We start from the raw sequence: 20935 nt of genomic DNA on the forward strand, positions 1-20935 counted from the left end.
ACTGTCGGATAAACGTAGAACATATCCGCTTTATGAGCCGTTTCATCCTGTTTGTACATCCAGTTTGAAGCTTTTGAATAATCTGTGGCAGAACTATCGGAAGACGAGGACCCGTCGCACCCTCCGGCAAATATCACTGCCGAAAACAGAGCGATAAGCGCAAGGAAGGTTAAAAACTTTGATTTTGTGTATGATTTGAACATAGCAAGACCGCCTCCAAATTTTTTTTTGCCGTGCGGCGTTATTATAGCATTTCCGAAGGAATTTACAGCATTTTTTTCTTTTTTTAGGTAGTTTGGCTGTTTTTTCAGGAATTTTCGGAAAATAAAAAACAGACCTTTCGGTCTGTTGAATTTTCACTGGTGGACTGTGCAGGAATCGAACCTGTAACCCTCTGATTAAGAGTCAGATGCTCTGCCAATTGAGCTAACAGTCCAAAAAAAGTGGGGTGAGTGAAGGGATTTGAACCCTCAACAACTGGAACCACAATCCAGGACTCTAACCGAATTGAGCTACACTCACCATTTGGCGCGCCTGAAGGGACTCGAACCCCCGCCCCACTGCTTAGAAGGCAGTTGCTCTATCCAGCTGAGCTACAGGCGCACGGGTCTTGCCTTCTTTTGCGAAACACGGTAGTTATTATATCGAAAACTTTTGGTCTGTCAAGATTTTTTCTGTTTTATATTTTACGGCGTCTGTCTTTGGCAAAAAAAGAGACCCCTTTGCAGAAGTCTCTTTGTTAATGTCATGGTGGGCGATACAAGGATTGAACTTGTGACCCCCTCCGTGTCAGGGAGGTGCTCTCCCGCTGAGCTAACCGCCCATGGTCTTAACGAGGAAAAATTTTACTCGCCTTTCTATATCTTGTCAAGGCTTTTTTCAGTTTTCGCGTTTTTATTCCGCGGCGTAGTTCGGCGCTTCTTTCGTTATGACTATGTCGTGCGGATGGCTTTCTTTCATTGACGCTGAGGTTACCTGTACGAACTGCGCGTTTTTGTGGAGCGCGTCCATATTTTTCGCGCCTACGTAGCCCATTCCCGAGCGTATGCCGCCTACCATCTGATAAACAACCGCAGAGAGCGAGCCTTTTGACGGAACCATGCCTTCAATGCCTTCCGGTACAAGTTTGTCTTCCGCCATTCCTTCCTGGAAATAACGGTCTTTGCAGCAGCCTTTCATTGCGCCGAGCGAGCCCATGCCGCGGTACGTTTTGAAGGAACGGCCTTTGTAGATGACTGTTTCGCCGGGGCTTTCGTTTGTTCCTGCGAACATTGAGCCTATCATAACAACGTCGCCGCCTGCCGCCAGCGCTTTGACGATGTCGCCAGAGTAGCGTATTCCGCCGTCGGCGATGAGTCTCTTGCCGCGTTTGTGGGCGACTTCCGCAACGTTGAGGACAGCCGCCACCTGAGGTACGCCTATGCCGGCGACTATGCGTGTCGTGCATATCGACCCCGGTCCTATTCCGACCTTTACAGTTTCCGCACCGGCGTCAAAGAGGGCTTCCGCCGCTTCTTTTGTCGCTATGTTTCCTGCTATGAGCGGGAAGTCGGGATAGCGTTTGTGGAGCGTTTTTACCATGTCTATGACCATTTTTGAGTGTCCGTGCGCCGTATCGACGATAATGGTATCGACACCGGCTTTTATAAGCGCGTCTGCCCTGTCTGACGCGTCTTTGCCGACGCCTATCGCCGCCCCGATAAGCAGACGTCCCCTGTCGTCTTTCGCCGCGTTCGGAAATTCTTTTGCTTTAAGAATGTCTTTTATCGTTATAAGTCCGGTGAGTTTGCCTTTTTTGTCAACTATCGGAAGTTTTTCAACTTTCTGGCGCATGAGTATGTCTTTGGCTTCTTTAAGCGTTGTGCCTGCCGGCGCCGTGATGAGGTTTCCTTTTGTCATGACTGCCGATATGGGCTGGTCGAGGTTTGTAACGAAGCGGAGGTCGCGGTTTGTGATAATTCCGACAAGCTTAATTTTGTCGTCAACGATCGGGACTCCTGAAATATGGTAGTGTGCCATGAGCTCAACAGCCTGACGCACCATGTCATCCGGTTTGAGGTAGAACGGGTCTACGATAACGCCGGATTCAGAGCGTTTGACTTTGTCAACTTCAGCAGCCTGAAGCTCTATCGGAAGATTGCGGTGCAGTATTCCTATTCCGCCTTCACGCGCAAGAGCTATCGCAAGCTGTGCTTCGGTGACGGTATCCATGGCGGCGCTGCAGATAGGAACGTTGAGTTTTATCTGCGGAGTGAGCCACGTCGTTAAATCTGCGTCGCCGGGAAGCGTTTCGCTGTACGCAGGGACAAGAAGTACGTCGTCAAAGGTAAAGCCGCTGTAGTCCACAAATTTTTTCGATGCTGTTTTTGCCATTTTCAGACCTCCGTTTGTTTGAATTATTTATGATTTTGCTGCATATTTATTCTTGAAAGCGTTGCAACAGCGTGGCATTTCATACATTCGCAGCGCCCCACCGAGCCGCATTTTTCGCCTGATTTCACTTTCAGGCTGAAATTGGGGGTGCCGTCTTCGGCTATGCTGCGCCCGAGGTTTCGTGTTAATTTATCTATAATACCACCAAGTTTTGGAATCTGCGCATTCAATGTTGCGTCCACCCATTCAATTTTCCAGCCCTTTTCACGAACAAGCTTTACGACCTTTTCGAGCAGTTTCATGCTGTCGGCGTCTTTGTACGTGCTGTCGGACGCAGGGAACAGCGTTCCTATGTCGGGAAGACCTGCGGCGCCGAGAAGCGCGTCCATAACCGTGTGGGCAATCACGTCGGCATCTGAATGTCCGTCAAGTCCGACCGGCGAGTTTTCTATTTCAACTCCGGCAAGTATCAGCCTGCGCCCTTTTACAAGCGGGTGAACGTCAAAGCCGTGTCCCGTGCGCACTTCTTTGCCCGCCGCAACCATACAGGAGGCATTCATCCAGTCATAAGGGGTTGTGATTTTGAAATTGATTTCTTCGCCCTGTACACGCGAAACGGCGTAACCTGCCTCAATCCATGTCGCAGCTTCGTCCGCTGCGATTTTTCCCGTTTCGGCAAGTTTAAGCAGTTTTTCGCGCTCAAACGCCTGAGGCGTCTGCGTTCTGAAATATTTTGCCCTGTCGGCGGGGGCGATTTTTTCCCCGTCAATAAACTTTATCGAATCGACGACCGGCAGCAGCGGAATGGCAGCTCCCGATTTTTCTGTCTCTTCCATAAGCCTGATACAAAGCTCTTTGGTGAGGAACGGACGCGCTGCGTCGTGTATCAGAACGTATTTTCCGCTGCAGGCTCTGAGCCCGTTCAGCACCGACTGAGATCTTTCGGCGCCTGCGAGGGCGGTTTTCACTCCGCTTTTTGCGGAAAGCTCGGCGGCAAGTCCGCTCATTTCCGGAGAAAGTACCACGACTATTTCGGATATTTTTCCGCTGTCCAGCAGCTCTTCGGCAACAGCAAACGACCACTGCCAGACGGGTATTCCCCCGAGCAGCCTGAACTGCTTGGCTTCCCCGCCGAGCCTGCTTCCGTGCCCGCCGGCGGCTATGATAAACGACCATTCAGCGTTTTTCATCATAAATCCTCTGTCATTTCCCTGCGCGATTCAAGTGCCAGATGAAGCGTAACTCTGTCTGCAAAGCCGATGCTGCCACCTACCGGAAGTCCGTAGGAAAGGCGCGAGATTTTAACTTTAACGCCTTTCAGAGCGTTCTGTACGGTGTAAGCGGTCATATCTCCCTCTATGCGCGGAGTTGTCGCCAAAATCAGCTCTTCAGCGCCGAGAGTTTCAATTCTGTTTTTCAGTTTTTCAAGGCTTTCGGGAGGTATTTCCTGTCCGTCAAGCGGCGAACAGCGTCCGCCGAGTACGTGATAAAGCCCGTTGTATATTCCCGACTGCTCTATTGCGGCGCAGTCTTCGTCTGTTTCCACAACGCATATTGTCTTTCTGTTGCGCATAGGGTCGGAGCACACAGGACACGGGTCCGTGTCGGTTATGCTTCCGCACTGCGAGCAGTGGTGCACAAGCTCCGCGAGCTGCCTTGTCGATTCGGCAAATTCTATTACCCATGACGGATTCTGTTCAAGCAGATAAAACACCATGCGTCTGGCGGTCTTTTCACCGATTCCGGGCAGTGCGCTCCAAAGCTTTATTAATTTTTGTACCGATGACGGAAGAGCCAAGGCCTGCCTCTACATAAGCCCGGGGAAACCGCCGAGTCCGCCTGTCAGTGCGCCCATTTTTGAAGCCGCGGCTTCTTTGCTTTTGTTCAGTGCGTCCTTTACGGCGCTGAGAATAAGGTCTTCAAGCATTTCAACGTCTTCAGGGTCAACAACATCTTTTGAAATTGAAATCGCGACAAGATCGCCCTGTCCGTTGACAGCTGCCTTGACTGCCCCGCCTCCGGCGCTTCCCTCAACCCTGATTTTCGCAAGCTCCTCCTGTGCGCGGACAAGTCCTGCCTGCATTTTCTGAGCCTGCTGCATAAGCTTGTTCATATTCATTAAGAACACCCTTTCGTTTGTTATTCGCTGTATTCTGTTCGCTGCGCTCACGCTGTTGGCTGTATTCTCCCTGCGGTCGTCAGCCGTCAGCCATATTCTCCCTGCGGTCGATATTCCCTACGGTCATCAGCTGTCAGCGGCGCAAAGCGCCAATATTTACTGTTTGTAATTGTCCAAGCGTACCTTTGTCATTAAAACACGGAACACGAACACTGGCAGACCGAGCAGGCGTTTCCAGCGCCAGGGCTCCTGTATCGTTCTGTAGAGCCATTCAAGCTTCAGCTTCTGCCACGCTTCCGGCGCGCGTTTAAGATTGCCGGATATAACATCCATACTTCCGCCTATTCCCATACCGGCAACCGCCCCTGTTTCGGAGAGATGCTCCGTAAGCCAATACTCCTGTTTCGGCACTCCGAGACCGACAAAAAGTATGTCCGCGCCGCTGTTTTTGATGGTGCTGCAGATCACCGGCGTTTCGTCGTCGCTGAAATATCCGTCTCGGCAGCCTGCTACGGTCAGTCCTTCATATTTGTTTTTCAAAACGTCTGCCGCCGCTTCCGCGACTCCGGGTTTTCCGCCGAAGAAATAAACCTTCCAGCCGCTGCACGCAGCCAGTTCGCAGAGATGTTCCACAAATTCACAGCCCGGAAGCCTTTCCTGTATCGGCATACCGAGCAGGCTGAAAGCAGAGATAAGCCCTGCGCCGTCAGGCAGCACAAGTCCTGCGTTGGCACAGGCATTTCTGTAACATCTGTCATTTCTGCTTCTGAGGGCAGCAAGAGCGTCCGGTGTAATTATCACGTGTGCACTTCTTTCCGAAGTAATCCAATGCTGCACCCTGCCGAGCGCGTAGTTCAGCGAAACGTTGTCAACCGATATGCCCCAAAGGCAGGGACGGCGCGTTGTTTCCGCGCTTTTCTGTTTCTTAAATTTGAAAAGCACCACCGAAGCGGCAAATATTGCAAACACGACGCCCAGCGCCACAAAGAACGCGTTTTTGTGCAGCGTGTTATACACGAGAAGGCATGCGGTTGACGCACAAATAAAGGCAAAGGCGTGAAGCGCCTCAGCATGATTTATTCCGCGTCCGATAAGTTTTCTGTAGATTATGCAGCTTCCCCCGGGATAGCGCGAGAAAAGCGCGGTGATAAGGCTGACGGTTATCTCAAGGGCAGGAAGCAGCAGCATTCCGGCTGTTATCGAAATCACGGAATAGGTGGCTATGCCTCTGCTGATTGCAAAAACTATAACTCCCGCGACCAAGGTGCCCCAGAAAGCGCTCAAAGGCTCTGTCAGCCTGCGGTATGCGTTGAGGTGCCTGCTCCAGAAAACAAGCAGGAATATTATCCCCATTATGCACATCTGGGTTATGTCCTGAATATGCTGAGGGGCGGTGATGATAACGACGGAAATCAAGCCCCATATCAGGGCAAGAAACAGTCCGCACATTCCGGGTATTTCGTCAATTTCCTGAAAAAACAGCGGCATAACGCCCACCCATGCGGTACAGATAAGGATTGAAGTTATGTTTGAAAGATAAAGAAATTCCCCGTTCTGAGCCTCTATGAACGCAATGCGCGGTCCGAACACAGCAAATGCAAAGCCCGTCAGGAAATACAGAAAGCGCAGCCAGCGTTTGTTTGTAACCTTCTGGCAGAAGCCTATGCAGCCGGAAACTGCCGAAGCGGCAATCGTCACCCTGAGCAGAGGGTTGGGCGTCCATATTCCGAAAAGCGCCCATATTCCTATAAGGGTAATGTCTTTCAGGTAATAATACTGGTCGGGATCAAGATATTTTCTGAAAAATTTCTGTGCGGCGGAACATGCGAGGGCAACCGCAAAAACAGCGAGCGTCATCTGAAGATACGGTATGTTTGCCATGCGTTCAGCCCTCCAAATCCTTTTATATATGTTACCATAGTTTGCAGGATTTTAAAAAAGAAACCGGAAGGATTTTCCGGTTTCTTTTCATATTTGCAGATTATCAGCCGATTTTTTCAAGCCCGCCGAGATACGGACGGAGTGCTTCCGGAATTGTAACGGAGCCGTCCTCGTTCTGGCAGTTTTCGACAACTGCGATCAGGGTTCTGCCTATCGCCAGTCCCGAGCCGTTGAGCGTGTGGACAAACTGCGGTTTTCCGCCGTCTGCCGGTCTGTATCTGAGTCCCATGCGGCGTGCCTGGAAATCTTCGCAGTTGCTGCACGAGCTGATTTCTCTGTAGCAGTTTTGGAACGGGAGCCACACTTCAAGGTCGTAGGTTTTTGCGGCGCCGAAGCCCATGTCGCCCGACGAGAGGCAGACAACCCTGTACGGCAGTCCGAGTACCTGAAGCACTTCTTCCGCACAGTTGGTAAGGTGCTCAAGTTCATCGTAGCTTTTCTCAGGGGTGCTGAGCTTCACCATTTCGACCTTGTCAAACTGGTGCTGACGGAGCATGCCCTTCATATCGCGTCCGTAGCTTCCCGCTTCTCTGCGGAAGCAGGGCGTGTACGCCGTAAAGTACATCGGAAGGTCTTTTTCGGCAAGGATTTCGCCTGAGTGCATGTTCGTAAGGGGCACTTCCGCCGTTGGAATAAGCCAAAGGTCGTCGTTTGCGCAGCGGTAAAGGTCTTCCGTGAATTTCGGGAGCTGCCCTGTGCCTGTCATTGTTTTTGAATTGACGAGCACCGGCGGCATGATTTCCGTAAAGCCGTGTTTCGTCGTATGAAGGTCAAGCATGAAATTCATGAGGGCGCGTTCGAGACGGGCGCCTTCTTTTTTAAGGATTGTGAAGCGGCTTTCCGCAAGCTTTACGCCTCTTTCAAAATCCATAATTCCAAGCGTCTCGCCAATTTCCCAATGGGCTTTCGGCGTGAAGCTGAATTCTCTCGGCGTGCCCCAGCGGCGGATTTCAACGTTGTCGTTTTCGTCTTTACCGACAGGAACTGAACTGTGCACCTTGTTCGGAATTGAAAGAGCCATATTGTCCAGTTCAGCCTGAATTTCAGCCGTTTTAGCGTCAAGTTCGCTTATTCTGTCGCCGAGCTGACGCATCTCTTCCATAAGCGCGTCGGCATTTTCGCCGTTCTTTTTGAGCACGCCGACCTGTTTTGCGCCGGCGTTGCGTTTTTCTTTCAGTTTTTCAACTTCAAGAAGCGCGGATTTTCTCTTTTCGTCAAGCTTGAGAAGCTCGTCAAGAGGGAAAGAGTTGTTTCTGTTTTTAAGCATCTGCGCGACTTCTTCGGGATTTTCGCGCACCCATTTCAAATCAAGCATTATTCTTCGTCTGCTCCGTTTCTTATATTTGCAAGCAGATTGGCAGCTTCAAGAGCCGCCAAAGCCGCATCTGCGCCTTTGTTGCCCGCTTTAACGCCTGCGCGTTCGATTGCCTGGTCAAGTGTGTCGCAGGTAAGGATTCCGAACGCGACAGGCACTCTCTGTTCGAGCGAGATCATTGCAAGACCCTTTGCCGCTTCCGAGGCTACATAGACGTCATGCGACGTATCGCCCTTGATAACGGCGCCGACCGAGATTATTGCATCGTATTTACCGCTGAGAGCTATTTCCTTTGCGGTAAGCGGCTGTTCCCATGCGCCCGGGACCCAGAAAAGATCAATGTCCTGATGGCGCACGTCATGGCGCAGAAGAGCGTCCTTTGCGCCGTCGATAAGCTTTGATGTGATGAATTCGTTGAAACGGGACGCCACTATTGCAAAACGCAGTCCTGTTCCGATCATGTTGCCCTGATAAATTTTCATGTAATCACTCCCTGCGGATTTTATTTGACTTAATTTTCTTTATCTTCGCAGCATGAACAGCTGCTCTTTTCGAGATGCAGATAGTGCCCCATCTTGCATATTTTCGTATTCAGATATTTCTCGTTGTATGGATTGGGCGGTATTTCTATCGGCACCCTTTCCGTAATTTCAAGCCCGTAGGCGGAAAGTCCGGAAATTTTTACCGGGTTGTTTGTCATAAGCCTGAAACGTTTTATGCCCAAATCGGCAAGTATCTGGGCTCCTATGCCGTAATTCCGCTGGTCAGGCTGGAAGCCGAGCGCAAGATTGGCTTCAACTGTATCCATACCTTTTTCCTGCAATTCATAGGCTTTAAGCTTGTTGAGAAGTCCTATTCCCCTGCCTTCCTGTCTCAGGTAAAGCAGCACGCCCGCGCCCTCTTTTTCTATCATAGACATTGCCGTATGCAGCTGCGGTCCGCAGTCGCAGCGCAGCGAACCGAGAAGGTCTCCCGTAAAACATTCCGAATGGACGCGTACAAGAACGTTGTCCGTGTCCGAAACGTCGCCCTTTACAAGCGCTATGTGCACTGCTCCGGGATTGTCCCCGTAGGGACTGACGTATGCGTAACAGGCAAAATCGCCCCATTTTGTCGGAAGATGGCACGCAGCCTCGCGGAAAACTATTTTTTCGCGCATCAGCCTGTATTTAACCAAATCTTCGATGGAAATTATCTTAAGTCCCCATTCCTCCGCAAGCTTCAAAAGCTCAGGCAGACGCGCCATTGAGCCGTCCTCGTTTGATATTTCGCAGCAAAGCCCTACCGGTTCAAGTCCTGCAAGGCGCATAAGGTCAACAGTCGCTTCCGTATGCCCGTTGCGTTCAAGCACGCCTCCCTGCTTTGCTACAAGCGGGAAAAGATGCCCGGGCCTGTGAAGTTCTTCGGCACAGCACGAAGGATTTGCAAGGCAGCGTGCGGTATCCGCACGTTCGGCAGATGATACGCCGGTTTTAGTGTCAAATTTGTCAACCGACACGGTAAACGCCGTGCAGTGCGCGTCTGTATTGTACTGAACCATCGGCGAAAGCTTGAGATGCTTCGCCTTTTCTGCTGTCAGAGGCGCGCAGACGACGCCGCGCGCATTCGTTACCATAAAATTCATGTCTTCGGTACGGCAGAACTGTGCAGCCATGATAAGGTCGCCCTCGTTTTCGCGGTTCTCGTCGTCAACAACTATGATAATTCTGCCGTTTTGAAGCTCGCTTATCGCTTCTTCTATCGTGTTAAGCATCAAAAACCTCCGCGTTACAGCCAGCCGTTGTCCGCCAGCTTCTGCCAGGTGATATTCTCTTTAGGCTTTTCCCCGCTGTCCTGACCGAAACGTTTTTCAAGGAATTTTGCGACGTATTTTCCTATTACGTCTGTTTCGAGGTTGACTATGCTTCCCTGTTCAAGCGCAGACAGTGAGGTCTGCGCAAGAGTTTCAGGTATCAGTCCGACGGAAAATTCATTGTCCGAAACGTCTATCACCGTCAGGCTCACGCCGTCAACAGCCACTGAACCCTTGGAAACTATACCGGATATTATATCAGCGTTTGCCGCAAAGAACACTTTTTTTGTTCTGCCGCTGTTTTCTATTTTTGCAACCCTGCCGACTCCGTCAACGTGCCCGCTGACGATATGTCCGTCAAAGCGCGAGTCAGCCGCCATTGCCCGTTCTAAATTCACCAAAGCTCCGGATTCCAGGGAACCGAGTTTTGTGCGCTGTTTTGTTTCTTCCATCATTTCCGCACGAAAGCCTGCCGTATTAAAATCCGTAACTGTCAGACACGCGCCCGAAACAGCAACAGAATCGCCCTTTTTCAATTCAGGGGCAATTTCAGGAGCCGATATGTCAATCAGCCACGTATCGGCATTCTGCTTTACAGATCTTATTTTTCCGACGGTTTCAACCAGTCCAGTGAACATTCGGTTACTCCCTTTATCAGCAAATCTTCCCCGCAGGCTTCGGCAGACAGCTCTTTAAGCCTGAGCGCACTGCCGAGAGAAGCGGTTTCAAAACCTTCGGTAAAGCCGAGCCCGCTGCCTATAAGCTTCGGCGCGACGAACAAACTGAACTCGTCGGCAAGCCCCTCCCGAAGGAAAGCGCTCACGGTACGCGCTCCGGCTTCCACCATTAAGTAGTTTATACCATTTTCGCCCATTTTGCTCAATATATTTGCAAGCGGACGTTCTGATTTGAAATCAATGAGTTCTACTTTTGTGCCTTTTTCTTCAAAACGGCTGACTTTTTCTTCTGAAACGCCGGCATCCGCATAAAAAACTACGTTTCCTCCCACAAAGACTGCAGCGTTTTCGGGCGTTCTTAAAGACGGGTCAATAACTGCCCTCAACGGAGTTCGTCCGGGAACGTCCCTGACGGTAAGCTTCGGATCATCGGCGGCGACGGTTCCGACGCCCGTCAGAAGAACGTCGTTTTCGGCACGAAGACGCTGTGCTTCAAGCCTTGAGCTTTCGCCCGTTATCCATTTGCTTTCCCCGCTGTTCAGGGCAATTTTACCGTCGAGCGAAATACCCGCCTTTATCGTCACCCAAGGTCTTCCGCGCTCAATTCTGCTGAGAAAGCCCTTGTTCAGCCTTCTGCATTCTTCTTCAAGCAGCGGCATGCGGACTGCGATTCCCGCTTCCTTTAAAATTTCTATGCCCTTTCCGTTGACCTTCGGATTCGGGTCGCCCATTCCGGCAATTACTTCTTTCGGGTGCAGTTCTGCAAGCATTTTTGCGCAGGGCGGCGTTTTGCCATAATGCGAGCACGGTTCAAGCGTAACGTAGACGGAAGAACCTTCGATGCTTCCGGAGGCATTCTTTACCGCGTCAACCTCCGCATGGTCAGAACCGTATTTATGATGCCACCCCTCGGCAATTATTCTTCCGTCCCTGACAATCACACAGCCGACAAGCGGATTAGGCGAAGTCTCACGCCCTCCTTGCTTCGCAAGTTCTATTGCTCTTTTCATATAGAAAATATCGTTTTCGTTATACTTGTCAGTCATAATTTTCACCCGGTTCTAAATAATTCCTGTCGTTCCGGCGAAAGCCGGAATCCAGTGTCTTTAAAATTTGCACCTGATTTCTCTTACAGCGCTTCTTTAATTCTTTTCGCCAGCACCGGACCAATCCCCTGTGTCGCGGCTATGTCCTTTTCATCGGCGGCGCGCAGAGCCTTTGCGCTCCCGAACTTCGTTATAAGCTGCGAGGCTTTTGCCTTGCCTATGCCGGGTATGTCTTCCAGCGAACTTCTGCTGAAAATGCGCTCACGCTTGTGTCTGTGCGAGGTTATCGCGTAGCGGTGCGCCTCGTCCCGGACACTCTGAAGCAGGCGGAGAACAGGATCTGTAAATTCAAGCCTTACCGGCGTTTTTTCGCCCGGCAGATATATTTCTTCAAAACGCTCCGCAAGCGAAATCATCGGAATGTCAATTCCCAAATCGTGTATCGCTTTCTGTGCGAATTCAAGCTGCACCGTGCCGCCGTCTATCAGTATCAGCTGCGGAAGAGGCTCCTGCCCTTCAAGGCAGCGTTTGTAACGGCGCGTTACTGTTTCGTACATGGAACGGAAATCGTCTATTCCTTCCACCGTTTTGATATTGAAACGCCTGTAAAGCGACGTGTTGGGATAACCCTGTTCAAACACGACTGCCACCCCAACCGTCTGATTCCCTGACGTGTGGGAAATGTCAAAGCCGTCTATTCTCCACGGAAGCAGCGGAAGCTTGAAAAGCTCCTGCATGGCGGAAAGCGTTTTCCACAAGCTCTCGCCGCTGCCCGTTCCAGGCGCCTCAGGCAGCGTGTTTCTCTGCCTTGTGACACGCCATATCGCCCTTATCGTATCGCGGAGGCGTCCGGCTTCCTCAAATGCAAGCCGCGAAGCGGCGGCGTTCATTCTCTTTCTCAGCCGCTCCACAAGCTCTGCCCCGTTGCCCTGAAGCAGCAGAATAACGTCTGCGACGCGTTCCTTGTATTCGTCCTCGCTGCATTTTGCGCAGCACGGCGCCAGACAGCGTCCCAGCGCGTAGCGCATGCACGGACGCGCGCTGTCCTGACGGTTTATGTCGGAAGAACAGCTCCGCAAAGGGAGATAGCGCTCTATAAGCCTCAGCATCCAGCGCACCTCTGCAACACGGACATAAGGACCTATATAGACTGCTTCATCGTCCTCTTTTCGGCGCGTTACAAGCAGTCTCGGAAATTTTTCATGCGTTACCTTTATGTATGCGTAACGCTCGTTCATCTTTAAATCTACGTTGAAATACGGCTGGTAATATTTAATCAGCTTGTTCTCAAGCAGAAGAGCTTCCATTTCCGTTTCGGTACGTATTGTGGCTATCTCCCTGACAGTTTCCACAAGCTTGCGCAGTCTCGGGGAAGCAAAGCCGTTTGCATGGCGGAAATAAGACGAGACACGCTTTTTCAGCGATTTTGCCTTGCCGACGTAAATTATTTTGTCGTTCTCGTCATGCATCAGATAAACGCCCGGTTTGTCCGGAAAAGACCTGACGCGGCGGAGCAAATCTTCTCTTTCCAAAAAAAAATCTCCTTTTCCGTTTGCCGAAATCGGCTTCTTGGTATAGGATAGTGTCGTCACAAAAACCTTACGGAGGTATTTTAGCATGAGCCTTGCAATTTACAACGACCTGACAAGAAAACGAGAAGAATTCAAGCCGCTTGAAAACGGCAAAGTACGCATGTACTGCTGCGGTCCGACCGTATATGACTTCTTCCATATCGGAAACGCGCGTCCGTTTGTTTTCTTCGACGCAGCAAGACGCTATCTTGAAAGTCTCGGCTACGAGGTATCGTACATACAGAACTTTACCGATATAGACGACAAAATGATAAACCGCGCCAACGAACGCGGAATAACCGTCGCGGAGCTTGCGGAAGAATTTATCACAGCCTACTACGAAGACGCAGACGCTCTCGGAATCAAGCGTGCGACCAAAAATCCGCGTGCAACTCACGAAATTGACACAATTATATCAATTATAGAAAAACTTGTCGAAAAAGGGCACGCATACCCTATGGACGGAAGCGTTTATTTTGACGTGGCAAGTGATCCCGAATACGGCAAACTTTCCAAACAGAGCATAGACGAGCTTCAGTCAGGCGCACGAATCGATGTTGACGAAAAGAAAAAGCAGCCGCTCGACTTTGCTCTCTGGAAAGCGGCAAAGCCCGGCGAACCGTTCTGGGAAAGCCCGTGGGGCAAGGGAAGACCGGGGTGGCACATTGAATGCAGCGCTATGTCAACGAAATATCTCGGCGAAACGATAGACATACACGGCGGCGGAAGCGACCTGATATTCCCTCATCACGAAAACGAAATCGCGCAGTCGGAAGGCGCTTCGGGCAAACCGTTCGTCAACTACTGGATGCACAACGCCTATCTGCTCATTGACAAGGAAAAAATGTCAAAATCGCTCGGCAACTTTATGACAGTCCGCGACATCAGGAAAAAATACAATCCGCTCGTTCTCCGCTTCTTCCTGCTCAGCGCACAGTACCGCTCGCCGATAAATTTCACGGCTGAAGCGCTCGAACAGGCAAAAAGCGCGCTCGAACGCATCACGAACTGCTTCGGCGATCTTAAATTCGCTCTTGAAAACCGCAAAGCCGGAGAAAAAGACGAAACGCTTGCGCAGAAACTTGAAGCGGCGAAAAAACTTTATACGGACTGCATGGACGACGACTTCAATACAGCCGGAGCAATCGGCGGAATATTCGACGCCGTCTCGGCAATTAACGTGCATCTCACGGAACACAAAGAAATAGACAAAGAAACTCTGACGGAAGCTCTTGAATTCTTCGACAAAGCCAACTATGTATTCGGCTTCTTTGCAGAGGAAAAAGAAGGCGCAGACCCGGAAGCGGCAGAAATTGAAAAACTGCTTGCGCAGCGCACCGAAGCCCGCAAAAACAAAGACTGGGCACTATCGGACAAAATACGCGACGAACTCGCCGCCCGCGGCATAACGATTAAAGACACCCCGCAAGGCACAATCTGGACAAAACAGCTGTAATATTTAAATACGGCAAATTAAACAAGCGGCGGAATTATCCGCCGCTTGTTTGTTGTTCTTATGATTAAGAGTTACGCTTTGTATCTGTCGCCGCTGATTTCGTTAAGTTTCGCGGTGTTATGAACGGCGTTGATGTAGCGTATTGTTCCGCTCTGCGCTCTCATAACGAGCGATGACGTTTCAATACCCTTGCCCGTATAGCGGACGCCTCTGAGCCAGTCTCCGTCGGTAACGCCTGTTGCCGCGAAGAATACGTTGTCGGTCGCGACGAGGTCGTCAAGTTTGAGAACTTTGTTGACGTCCATGCCGACTTCAGCACATTTATCTCTTTCTGCGTCGCTGCGCGGCCAGAGTTTGCACTGCATATTGCCTCCGACGCATTTTATGGCGCAGGCGGTTATAACTGCTTCCGGCGAACCGCCGATACCCATCATAAGATCAATGCCCGACGCGGGGTTGCAGGTCGAAAGGCAGCCGGCAACGTCTCCGTCCGTGATAAGACGGATACGCGCGCCCGCGGCGCGGAGCTGTCTGATAAGCTCATCGTGTCTCGGTCTGTCGAGTACGCAGACTGTTACTTCAGATACTTCTTTGTCAAGGGCTTTCGCAACGGCTTTGACGTTTTCTTCCGGCGCAGCGTCAATATCAATTGCGTTTGCCGAACGCGGGCCTGTTGCTATTTTGTTCATGTAGAATATGTGTTTCGGGTCAAACATTGTTCCTCTTTCGGCAAAAGCAACAACGCTGACGGCATTCGGGAGACCAAGCGACGTAAGACGCGTACCGTCTACGGGGTCAACTGCTATGTCAATCTGAGGGTCAGTACCGACGCCGAGTTTTTCTCCGTTGAAAAGCATCGGGGCTTCGTCTTTTTCGCCTTCGCCGATTACAACGATACCGTCCATGTGTACCGTGTTAAGCATATAGCGCATAGCGTCAACGGCTGCCCCGTCAACTGCGTTTTTGTCGCCTCTGCCCATGAAACGGGCTGCGGACATGGCGGCGGCTTCTGTGGCTCTTACCATTTCGAGTGCAATGTTTCTGTCGGGTGATGACATTTTTCTGTCTCCTTTGCGTTTTGTTTTTATTTAAAACAAAGATTGAAGCCTAAAGCTCAGGGAATCTGGCAAATATTTCGTCCACGTGTTTCATGTAGTAATCAAGGTTAAACAACTCCGCAAGCTGTCCGCGTGACATCTTTTTTATGCGGCCGTCTTTTGCAAGAAGGTCAAGCAGCGGCGTTTTTGTCTCCCAGCATATCATGGCATTGTCCTGAACTATCGAGTATGCATCTTCCCTGCTGATGCCCTCGCGTTCCACCAGTTCGACAAGGACTCTTCCCGAAAACATCAGTCCGTTGGTTGCGTTTATATTCTCTCTCATTTCTTCGATATTTACAACAAGATTATTTATTATTTTGAACATTGTACTGCACATGTAGTTGAAAGTATGGAAGCAGTCAGGCCAAATTATGCGCTCAACCGATGAATGACTTATGTCTCTTTCGTGCCAGAGTGCTATGTCTTCCATTGCCGGCACCGCGTTTCCGCGAAGCAGACGCGCCATGCCGCAGACTCTTTCGCAGAGTATCGGGTTTTTCTTGTGCGGCATTGCGGAGGAGCCTTTCTGTCCTTTGCGGAAAGGTTCAAGCGCTTCAAGCACTTCCGTGCGCTGCAGATGGCGTATTTCAAGCGCCAGGCGTTCAAGGGACGCTCCGGCAATCGCAAGGTCTGTCAGAACGCGTGCATGGCGGTCTCTCTGTATAATCTGCGTTGAAACAGGATCAACCTTAAGTCCCAGAAGCTCACAGGCTCTTGCTTCAATCTCAGGCGGGCAGTTCGCGTACGTGCCTACGGCTCCGGAAATTGCGCCTACCAGCATTTCTTCGCGCACCGTTTTAAGCCGTTTGATATCCCGTCCCAGCTCCGAATAGTGATTGAGCAGTTTAAGACCGAACGTCGTCGGTTCGGCGTGTATTCCGTGTGTTCTTCCCGCACACGGCGTTTTCTTGTATTTCACAGCTTTTTCGCCGATGACTTTGCGGAGTTTTTCAATGTTTTTAACGGTAAATTCGAGGCTTTCGCCGAGCATAAGCGATGAGGCAGTATCTATAACGTCGCTGCTTGTCAGACCAAGGTGTACGTAACGCCCCGATTCACCGACAGTTTCAGCCACACAGGTGTTGAACGCAATCATGTCGTGATGCGTAACAGCTTCTATCTCATGTATTCTGTCAACGTTAAAGGCTGCTTTTGCTTTGATATTTTCAAAATCTTTTTCGGGGATTACGCCTTTTTCCGTCCATGCCCTGCATACGGCAAGCTCAACGTCCAGCCAGCGGCGGAATTTGTTTTCATCGCTCCATATTTTGGAAATTTCAGCAATCTCGTATCTTGGAATCATCGTTGCACCTCCACATAAATTGCTAAATAAAAATTACCGATTACCAAGTACCAATTATGGTGTCTGAACAAGTTCAGACATTGGAAGTCAGAACCGTAACATCTTTAAAAGATTTCAATCTCTATGTTCTTTAATGCTATTATCTCAGTTGAAGGCTTGCAGAGCAAGGCAGCCTCAATCGGTCATTGGTAATTCGTAATTGGTAATTATCTTTTCAGGAATTTCTCATGTTCTCTCTTCCAGTCTTCCCTGACGCTTTCAAGCCACTTGTCGTACACTCCGCTTGAAAAATCAGGAAAGGTGTAAAAGAAATGTTCCCATCGTCCTTTTCTCCGGCACAGCGTAACTTCGGCAAATATTCCGTCGCGCATGTACATTCTGTGTGCCTGTCCCTTTGTGGACGCAAGCAGCAGACGTGCTCCGTCTATTGTTCCGGGATCTATGTTCACCCTACGTGATTCACCCGTTTTTTTCTCTATCGCGCAGCTCGTCAGCTTCCAGTCAGGAAGTTTTGACATGGGATAAAGTCCGGGGTAGGAAAAGAAGCAGCGGTCAAGTTCAGACGCTATTTCTTCGTAATAATTCGTCCACGTGAACGGGTAAAAGCCGCTGATTTTTTCAGGTTCGCCCCACTTTTCCGCCAGCAGTTTTTTTGTTTTTTCAAAAATTTCCGTATCGCCGCGCGGCACAAGCAGTGCCGCGATTTTCTTGACAAGCGGATCGCGCGGATGACGGTTTTCGCAGTCAAAAAGCCTGCTGTCAGACATTCAGCAGCGTCTCTGTAAGGGCTTTGGCGTCGAACAGCCTGAGATCCTCCACTGCTTCGCCGAGTCCGACGTATCTTACTGGAAGATGAAGTTTGTCCGCGATTGAAAAAACTATCCCGCCCTTTGAGGTATTGTCATATTTTGTAAGCATCACGCCGCTGACCGGCATACATTTGCCAAAGCTTTCAGCCTGTACAAAAGCATTCTGACCTGTAACCGCGTCAAGAACTATCAAAACTTCCGCAGGGTCGCTGCCCGTTTCCCTTTTGACTACGCGGAAAATTTTCTGCAATTCTTCCATCAGGTTCGATTTTGTATGCAGCCGTCCGGCGGTGTCGGCAATAACGACGTCTGCGCCGGAAGCCTTTGCGGAATTTACGGCATCAAACAAAACTGCCGCAGGGTCGCTGTTTTCAGCCTGAGATATAACCTTTGTGCCTGTGCGTTCGCCCCAAACCTTAAGCTGGTCTACAGCCGCGGCGCGGAAAGTGTCCGCTGCTGCCAAAACCACCTTTTTGCCCTGATTTTTGAGCTGCAGGGCAAGCTTGCCCGCCGTTGTCGTTTTGCCGCTTCCGTTTACGCCTATCAGAAGTACTACGGACGGTTTTTTATCAAGCCGAAGAGGCTTTCCCGTATTCGGAACGCTCTCAAGTTTATTCTGAAGCATTCCGGCAAAAGCCTGTTTCAGTTCGGTGCAGTTGGCAATTCTTTTGTCAACCGCGTATTTTTTCAACTCGTCAATAAGAGCGTAGGAAGTGTCTATCCCTACGTCTCCCGTCAGGAGAATTTCTTCAAGTTCGTCCCAAAAATCGTCAGTAACAGGCTGCTCAGAGAACAGTTTTGAAATACCTTGTGCCCACCTGTTGCCGCCGTTACGAATTTTGTCCGCTAAATTTCCGAACATTACGCTTCGCCGCCGCCGTTCTGCTGTTTTCCGCGGTGTTTTCTGCCTCCGCGGTGATGATAGCGGAAATGCTTTTTCTGCTGCTTTTCTTCAGCTTCGTTATCGTCCGCAATTTCATCTTCAGCATGAAACATTTCACCGGCACTTATCTGCCTGACAGCACCGTCTGCCTGCTTCGGCTGTGAATGTCTGTTGAAACGGGCTTTGGATCTGTGTTGATGTTCTTCTGAAGTTTTTCCGTCAGTTTCTTTTTTGTCAGCGTGTTCCCTGAATATTTTGTCAACAGCTCCGTCAAACAGAAAATCTGACACGGGATCTTCCATTTTAATCAGATTCTCAAGCTCTTCGTTGACAGTTCCGGCTTCTACAGCTTTTGTGAACTGCTCGAATTTATCAATCGGCACGTCTTTTTCTCCGAGTCCCTGTATATAACATTTCAAAGCTTTTGCCCCGATATTGATTCCTGTTACCTGCACACTGCTTTCAGGACCTTTAATTTTGCTTCCTGGTGCGGGCAGACCTTCCCAAAGCTCGCTGTAAACATTGTGTTCATAGCACATGCAGCACATCAGCCTGCCGCAGATTCCTGATATTTTTGCAGGGTTAAGCGCGAGATTCTGTTCTTTTACCATTTTAATGCCCACCGGCTCGAACTGGTGCAGCCAAAAACTGCAGCAGCACGGATTTCCGCATATTCCGAGCCCGCCTATAATTTTCGATTCGTCTCTCACGCCTATCTGGCGCAGCTCAATTCTTGTTTTGAATTCCCTTGCCAAATCGCGCACGAACGCTCTGAAATCAACTCTCTGTTCGGACGAAAAATAGACAAACAGCTTTTTTCTTCCGAGCATAAGTTCTACGTCGATCAGCTTCATGTCAAGCTCGTGCGGAACAACAAGTTCCTTGACTTTTTTCAGTATTTCGCGCTCTTCAACCTTAAACAGTCCCAGTTCGTTAAGTTCCCTGTTTTCGGCAAATTTAACGAATCTGAGATCGGTAACAGCCGGTTCTGAAACTTTGGGAGCGTTTTCAGCGCGTTCAACAGTGTTTTTCATAGCCCTGTATTCCGCTTCCTGTTCGTCGTTAAGGCTTCCGGCGACAAAAGCAATATCATCGCCGCGTACAGATTCGACTACGACAATATCCTTCTGTTTCAGTTCTTTATCGGTAGCTATAATCCCGAGATAGCGGGGTTTACCGTAGACTGCCAAATATTTGTTCACAAGCTACATCTCCCTGAAGTACTGCAAATGCCATATCCTGAAGCATTGACAGCGACGTATTTTTCTGTTTTGCCATTTTTACAAGCAGTTCAGCATTGGAAGCTTTTGCAAACTCCCCCTGCTCAATATAGTAATTTATCCAGCCCTGTATTTCAAGACAGGCGGCGTCAAATTCCCCTTTTTTGCCGGAAGAATTTCTGCCGAACCATTCCGCCCACTCTGCCGGAGTCTGCGGCGGTTTGGACGCGTTCAGACATTCCTCGGGAAAATCAATGTTTATCGTCCATACACGGCTCCGGATTGTCGGAAGAAGCTTGTTTTCTTCCATTACGAACAAAATACACGCGTTTGCAGGAGGTTCTTCCGTAAGCTTAAGGAGACTGTTCTCCGCTTCAAGCGAAAGCTTGTCTGCCGCCCATATCACAGAAAGACGCCGTTTTGCCGATACAGGGTGCAGGGACATTTCCTCGTTAAGCTTGCGGCACTCCTCTATTGACGGGGCTTTGTCGGGAGTTCCGGCATAAATCAGGTCAGGATGTCTGCCGTCGCTCCATGCCCTGTCATCTTCAAGCATTATACGCGCGTAACATTCCACAAAATATTCCTGTCCCGCTGGCGGGACAAGGGCGGCTACCGACTGCGGATGCCTGCCGGAATTAACGGCGCTGCATATTTCGTTCCAGCCGCCTGAATTTTCCATAAGCGCTGCAAAATCGTTGTCAGACAATTAAATAATACCTCTGCTTTTTATTTCGGATACTATATTTTCAAAAACAACGTCAGGCGAAGCTTCTGCGGAAATACACGCCCAGGAAGCAGCGGTCCGTTTCATCTGTTCAAGATAGCCGGTGCGTATCTTTGTCATAAAAGCACAGCCTTCGCTTTCAAACGCGTCTTCCTTTCCTCTGCTTCTGACTCTGGCAAGCGCGGCGTCAGGTTCCATATCAAGCAGAATTGTCAAATCGGGAACCGGAAAATTCGAAAGCTTGAAAAGCCTGTCAAACGGTTCTATCGGCAGACCTCTGCCCCACACCTGATAAGCAAGCGTTGAGGCGTGATAGCGTTCGCAAACAACAATTTTTCCTTCTCTTACTGCCGGTTCGATAACGCGGCTGACGTGTTCAGCACGGTCAAGCATAAACAAATAGCCTTCGCTCCATGGATGAACAAGTTCCCCGCTGAGGACAAGTTCCCTGAGGATCGTACCTCCGTTCCAGCCGCCAGGTTCTTTCGTCAGCAGTACTTCCCTGCCGCAGTCTGTCTTCAAATAAGCCGCAAGCCGCGCAGCCTGAGTTGATTTTCCTGTTCCGTCAATTCCTTCTATCGCTATGAACATGCAATCACTGTC

General features: G+C 50.0%; 20 protein-coding genes and 4 tRNA genes. 1 reads left to right on the plus strand and 23 read right to left on the minus strand.

What is annotated here, in order from left to right; translation table 11 throughout:
- The 16 genes from KBS54_06700 to KBS54_06775 all read right to left on the minus strand — a co-directional run.
- Positions 1 to 203 (minus strand): hypothetical protein (locus tag KBS54_06700; protein ID MBQ0055813.1); only part of this gene is annotated, 203 nt, incomplete at its 3' end.
- 157 nt (positions 204 to 360) lie between these two features.
- A tRNA-Lys gene (locus tag KBS54_06705) sits at positions 361 to 436 on the minus strand.
- Between the two features lie 8 nt (positions 437 to 444).
- A tRNA-His gene (locus KBS54_06710) sits at positions 445 to 522 on the minus strand.
- Positions 523 to 526: 4 nt separating this feature from the next.
- Positions 527 to 603, minus strand: a tRNA-Arg gene (locus KBS54_06715).
- A gap of 145 nt (positions 604 to 748) precedes the next feature.
- Positions 749 to 823 (minus strand) — tRNA-Val (locus KBS54_06720).
- 71 nt (positions 824 to 894) lie between these two features.
- Positions 895 to 2373, minus strand: a complete 1479-nt coding sequence (guaB, locus tag KBS54_06725; GenBank protein ID MBQ0055814.1) for an IMP dehydrogenase — start codon at positions 2371 to 2373, stop codon at positions 895 to 897.
- Positions 2374 to 2396: 23 nt separating this feature from the next.
- A complete protein-coding gene (gene ispF, locus KBS54_06730) occupies positions 2397 to 3563 on the minus strand; it encodes a 2-C-methyl-D-erythritol 2,4-cyclodiphosphate synthase (GenBank protein MBQ0055815.1) in 1167 nt (388 codons plus the stop codon).
- Positions 3563 to 4171, minus strand: coding sequence for a recombination protein RecR (recR, locus tag KBS54_06735; protein ID MBQ0055816.1), 609 nt, complete (start codon positions 4169 to 4171; stop codon positions 3563 to 3565). Before recR ends, ispF begins: the two co-directional genes overlap by 1 nt.
- Before the next feature lie 9 nt (positions 4172 to 4180).
- Positions 4181 to 4492: a YbaB/EbfC family nucleoid-associated protein gene (locus KBS54_06740; protein MBQ0055817.1), complete on the minus strand. Its 312-nt coding sequence runs from the start codon at positions 4490 to 4492 to the stop codon at positions 4181 to 4183.
- 156 nt (positions 4493 to 4648) lie between these two features.
- On the minus strand, positions 4649 to 6373 hold the full coding sequence (locus KBS54_06745) for a WecB/TagA/CpsF family glycosyltransferase (GenBank protein ID MBQ0055818.1): 1725 nt from the start codon (positions 6371 to 6373) through the stop codon (positions 4649 to 4651).
- 103 nt (positions 6374 to 6476) lie between these two features.
- Positions 6477 to 7748 (minus strand): serine--tRNA ligase, encoded by a 1272-nt coding sequence (gene serS / locus KBS54_06750; GenBank protein ID MBQ0055819.1) that lies wholly within the window; start codon positions 7746 to 7748, stop codon positions 6477 to 6479.
- On the minus strand, positions 7748 to 8230 hold the full coding sequence (locus tag KBS54_06755) for a 6,7-dimethyl-8-ribityllumazine synthase (protein ID MBQ0055820.1): 483 nt from the start codon (positions 8228 to 8230) through the stop codon (positions 7748 to 7750). Before KBS54_06755 ends, serS begins: the two co-directional genes overlap by 1 nt.
- Before the next feature lie 29 nt (positions 8231 to 8259).
- The gene (locus KBS54_06760) at positions 8260 to 9501 is read right to left on the minus strand and encodes a bifunctional 3,4-dihydroxy-2-butanone-4-phosphate synthase/GTP cyclohydrolase II (GenBank protein MBQ0055821.1); all 1242 of its coding nucleotides are present in this window, start codon (positions 9499 to 9501) and stop codon (positions 8260 to 8262) included.
- A gap of 14 nt (positions 9502 to 9515) precedes the next feature.
- Positions 9516 to 10178 (minus strand): riboflavin synthase, encoded by a 663-nt coding sequence (locus KBS54_06765; protein ID MBQ0055822.1) that lies wholly within the window; start codon positions 10176 to 10178, stop codon positions 9516 to 9518.
- Positions 10142 to 11263 (minus strand): bifunctional diaminohydroxyphosphoribosylaminopyrimidine deaminase/5-amino-6-(5-phosphoribosylamino)uracil reductase RibD, encoded by a 1122-nt coding sequence (gene ribD, locus KBS54_06770; GenBank protein MBQ0055823.1) that lies wholly within the window; start codon positions 11261 to 11263, stop codon positions 10142 to 10144. Before ribD ends, KBS54_06765 begins: the two co-directional genes overlap by 37 nt.
- Before the next feature lie 83 nt (positions 11264 to 11346).
- The gene (locus KBS54_06775; protein ID MBQ0055824.1) at positions 11347 to 12795 is read right to left on the minus strand and encodes an excinuclease ABC subunit UvrC; all 1449 of its coding nucleotides are present in this window, start codon (positions 12793 to 12795) and stop codon (positions 11347 to 11349) included.
- An 85-nt stretch (positions 12796 to 12880) separates the two neighbouring features.
- Between KBS54_06775 and cysS the strand changes: the two genes are divergently transcribed.
- Complete coding sequence (gene cysS, locus KBS54_06780; protein ID MBQ0055825.1) at positions 12881 to 14290, plus strand: cysteine--tRNA ligase; 1410 nt, start codon at positions 12881 to 12883, stop codon at positions 14288 to 14290.
- A gap of 71 nt (positions 14291 to 14361) precedes the next feature.
- Here the strand turns inward: cysS and glpX are convergent, their stop codons facing one another.
- The 7 genes from glpX to tmk form a co-directional block, all read right to left on the minus strand.
- Complete coding sequence (gene glpX / locus KBS54_06785) at positions 14362 to 15348, minus strand: class II fructose-bisphosphatase (protein MBQ0055826.1); 987 nt, start codon at positions 15346 to 15348, stop codon at positions 14362 to 14364.
- A 49-nt stretch (positions 15349 to 15397) separates the two neighbouring features.
- Positions 15398 to 16693 (minus strand): adenylosuccinate lyase, encoded by a 1296-nt coding sequence (locus tag KBS54_06790; GenBank protein MBQ0055827.1) that lies wholly within the window; start codon positions 16691 to 16693, stop codon positions 15398 to 15400.
- A gap of 206 nt (positions 16694 to 16899) precedes the next feature.
- Positions 16900 to 17460: a DUF4416 family protein gene (locus tag KBS54_06795; GenBank protein ID MBQ0055828.1), complete on the minus strand. Its 561-nt coding sequence runs from the start codon at positions 17458 to 17460 to the stop codon at positions 16900 to 16902.
- Positions 17453 to 18364, minus strand: coding sequence for a signal recognition particle-docking protein FtsY (gene ftsY / locus KBS54_06800; GenBank protein ID MBQ0055829.1), 912 nt, complete (start codon positions 18362 to 18364; stop codon positions 17453 to 17455). Before ftsY ends, KBS54_06795 begins: the two co-directional genes overlap by 8 nt.
- On the minus strand, positions 18364 to 19419 hold the full coding sequence (locus KBS54_06805; GenBank protein MBQ0055830.1) for a hypothetical protein: 1056 nt from the start codon (positions 19417 to 19419) through the stop codon (positions 18364 to 18366). Before KBS54_06805 ends, ftsY begins: the two co-directional genes overlap by 1 nt.
- 139 nt (positions 19420 to 19558) lie before the next feature.
- Entirely contained in the window at positions 19559 to 20314 is a 756-nt protein-coding gene (locus KBS54_06810; protein ID MBQ0055831.1) for a hypothetical protein, read from the minus strand.
- Complete coding sequence (gene tmk / locus KBS54_06815; protein MBQ0055832.1) at positions 20315 to 20923, minus strand: dTMP kinase; 609 nt, start codon at positions 20921 to 20923, stop codon at positions 20315 to 20317.
- Positions 20924 to 20935: the final 12 nt, after the last annotated feature.

Source organism: Candidatus Equadaptatus faecalis, assembly GCA_018065065.1.
In the GTDB taxonomy this organism is placed as follows: Bacteria; Synergistota; Synergistia; order Synergistales; family Synergistaceae; genus Equadaptatus; species Equadaptatus faecalis.

Excerpts from the sequence above, each read along its gene's own strand:
- guaB (MBQ0055814.1), bottom strand. The coding sequence starts at position 2,373 with ATGGCAAAAACAGCATCGAAAAAATTTGTGGACTACAGCGGCTTTACC.
- ispF (MBQ0055815.1), bottom strand. The coding sequence starts at position 3,563 with ATGAAAAACGCTGAATGGTCGTTTATCATAGCCGCCGGCGGGCACGGA.
- KBS54_06740 (MBQ0055817.1), bottom strand. The coding sequence starts at position 4,492 with ATGAATATGAACAAGCTTATGCAGCAGGCTCAGAAAATGCAGGCAGGA.
- KBS54_06745 (MBQ0055818.1), bottom strand. The coding sequence starts at position 6,373 with ATGGCAAACATACCGTATCTTCAGATGACGCTCGCTGTTTTTGCGGTT.
- serS (MBQ0055819.1), bottom strand. The coding sequence starts at position 7,748 with ATGCTTGATTTGAAATGGGTGCGCGAAAATCCCGAAGAAGTCGCGCAG.
- KBS54_06755 (MBQ0055820.1), bottom strand. The coding sequence starts at position 8,230 with ATGAAAATTTATCAGGGCAACATGATCGGAACAGGACTGCGTTTTGCA.
- KBS54_06760 (MBQ0055821.1), bottom strand. The coding sequence starts at position 9,501 with ATGCTTAACACGATAGAAGAAGCGATAAGCGAGCTTCAAAACGGCAGA.
- KBS54_06765 (MBQ0055822.1), bottom strand. The coding sequence starts at position 10,178 with ATGTTCACTGGACTGGTTGAAACCGTCGGAAAAATAAGATCTGTAAAG.
- ribD (MBQ0055823.1), bottom strand. The coding sequence starts at position 11,263 with ATGACTGACAAGTATAACGAAAACGATATTTTCTATATGAAAAGAGCA.
- cysS (MBQ0055825.1), top strand. The coding sequence starts at position 12,881 with ATGAGCCTTGCAATTTACAACGACCTGACAAGAAAACGAGAAGAATTC.
- glpX (MBQ0055826.1), bottom strand. The coding sequence starts at position 15,348 with ATGTCATCACCCGACAGAAACATTGCACTCGAAATGGTAAGAGCCACA.
- KBS54_06790 (MBQ0055827.1), bottom strand. The coding sequence starts at position 16,693 with ATGATTCCAAGATACGAGATTGCTGAAATTTCCAAAATATGGAGCGAT.
- KBS54_06795 (MBQ0055828.1), bottom strand. The coding sequence starts at position 17,460 with ATGTCTGACAGCAGGCTTTTTGACTGCGAAAACCGTCATCCGCGCGAT.
- ftsY (MBQ0055829.1), bottom strand. The coding sequence starts at position 18,364 with ATGTTCGGAAATTTAGCGGACAAAATTCGTAACGGCGGCAACAGGTGG.
- KBS54_06805 (MBQ0055830.1), bottom strand. The coding sequence starts at position 19,419 with ATGAAAAACACTGTTGAACGCGCTGAAAACGCTCCCAAAGTTTCAGAA.
- tmk (MBQ0055832.1), bottom strand. The coding sequence starts at position 20,923 with ATGTTCATAGCGATAGAAGGAATTGACGGAACAGGAAAATCAACTCAG.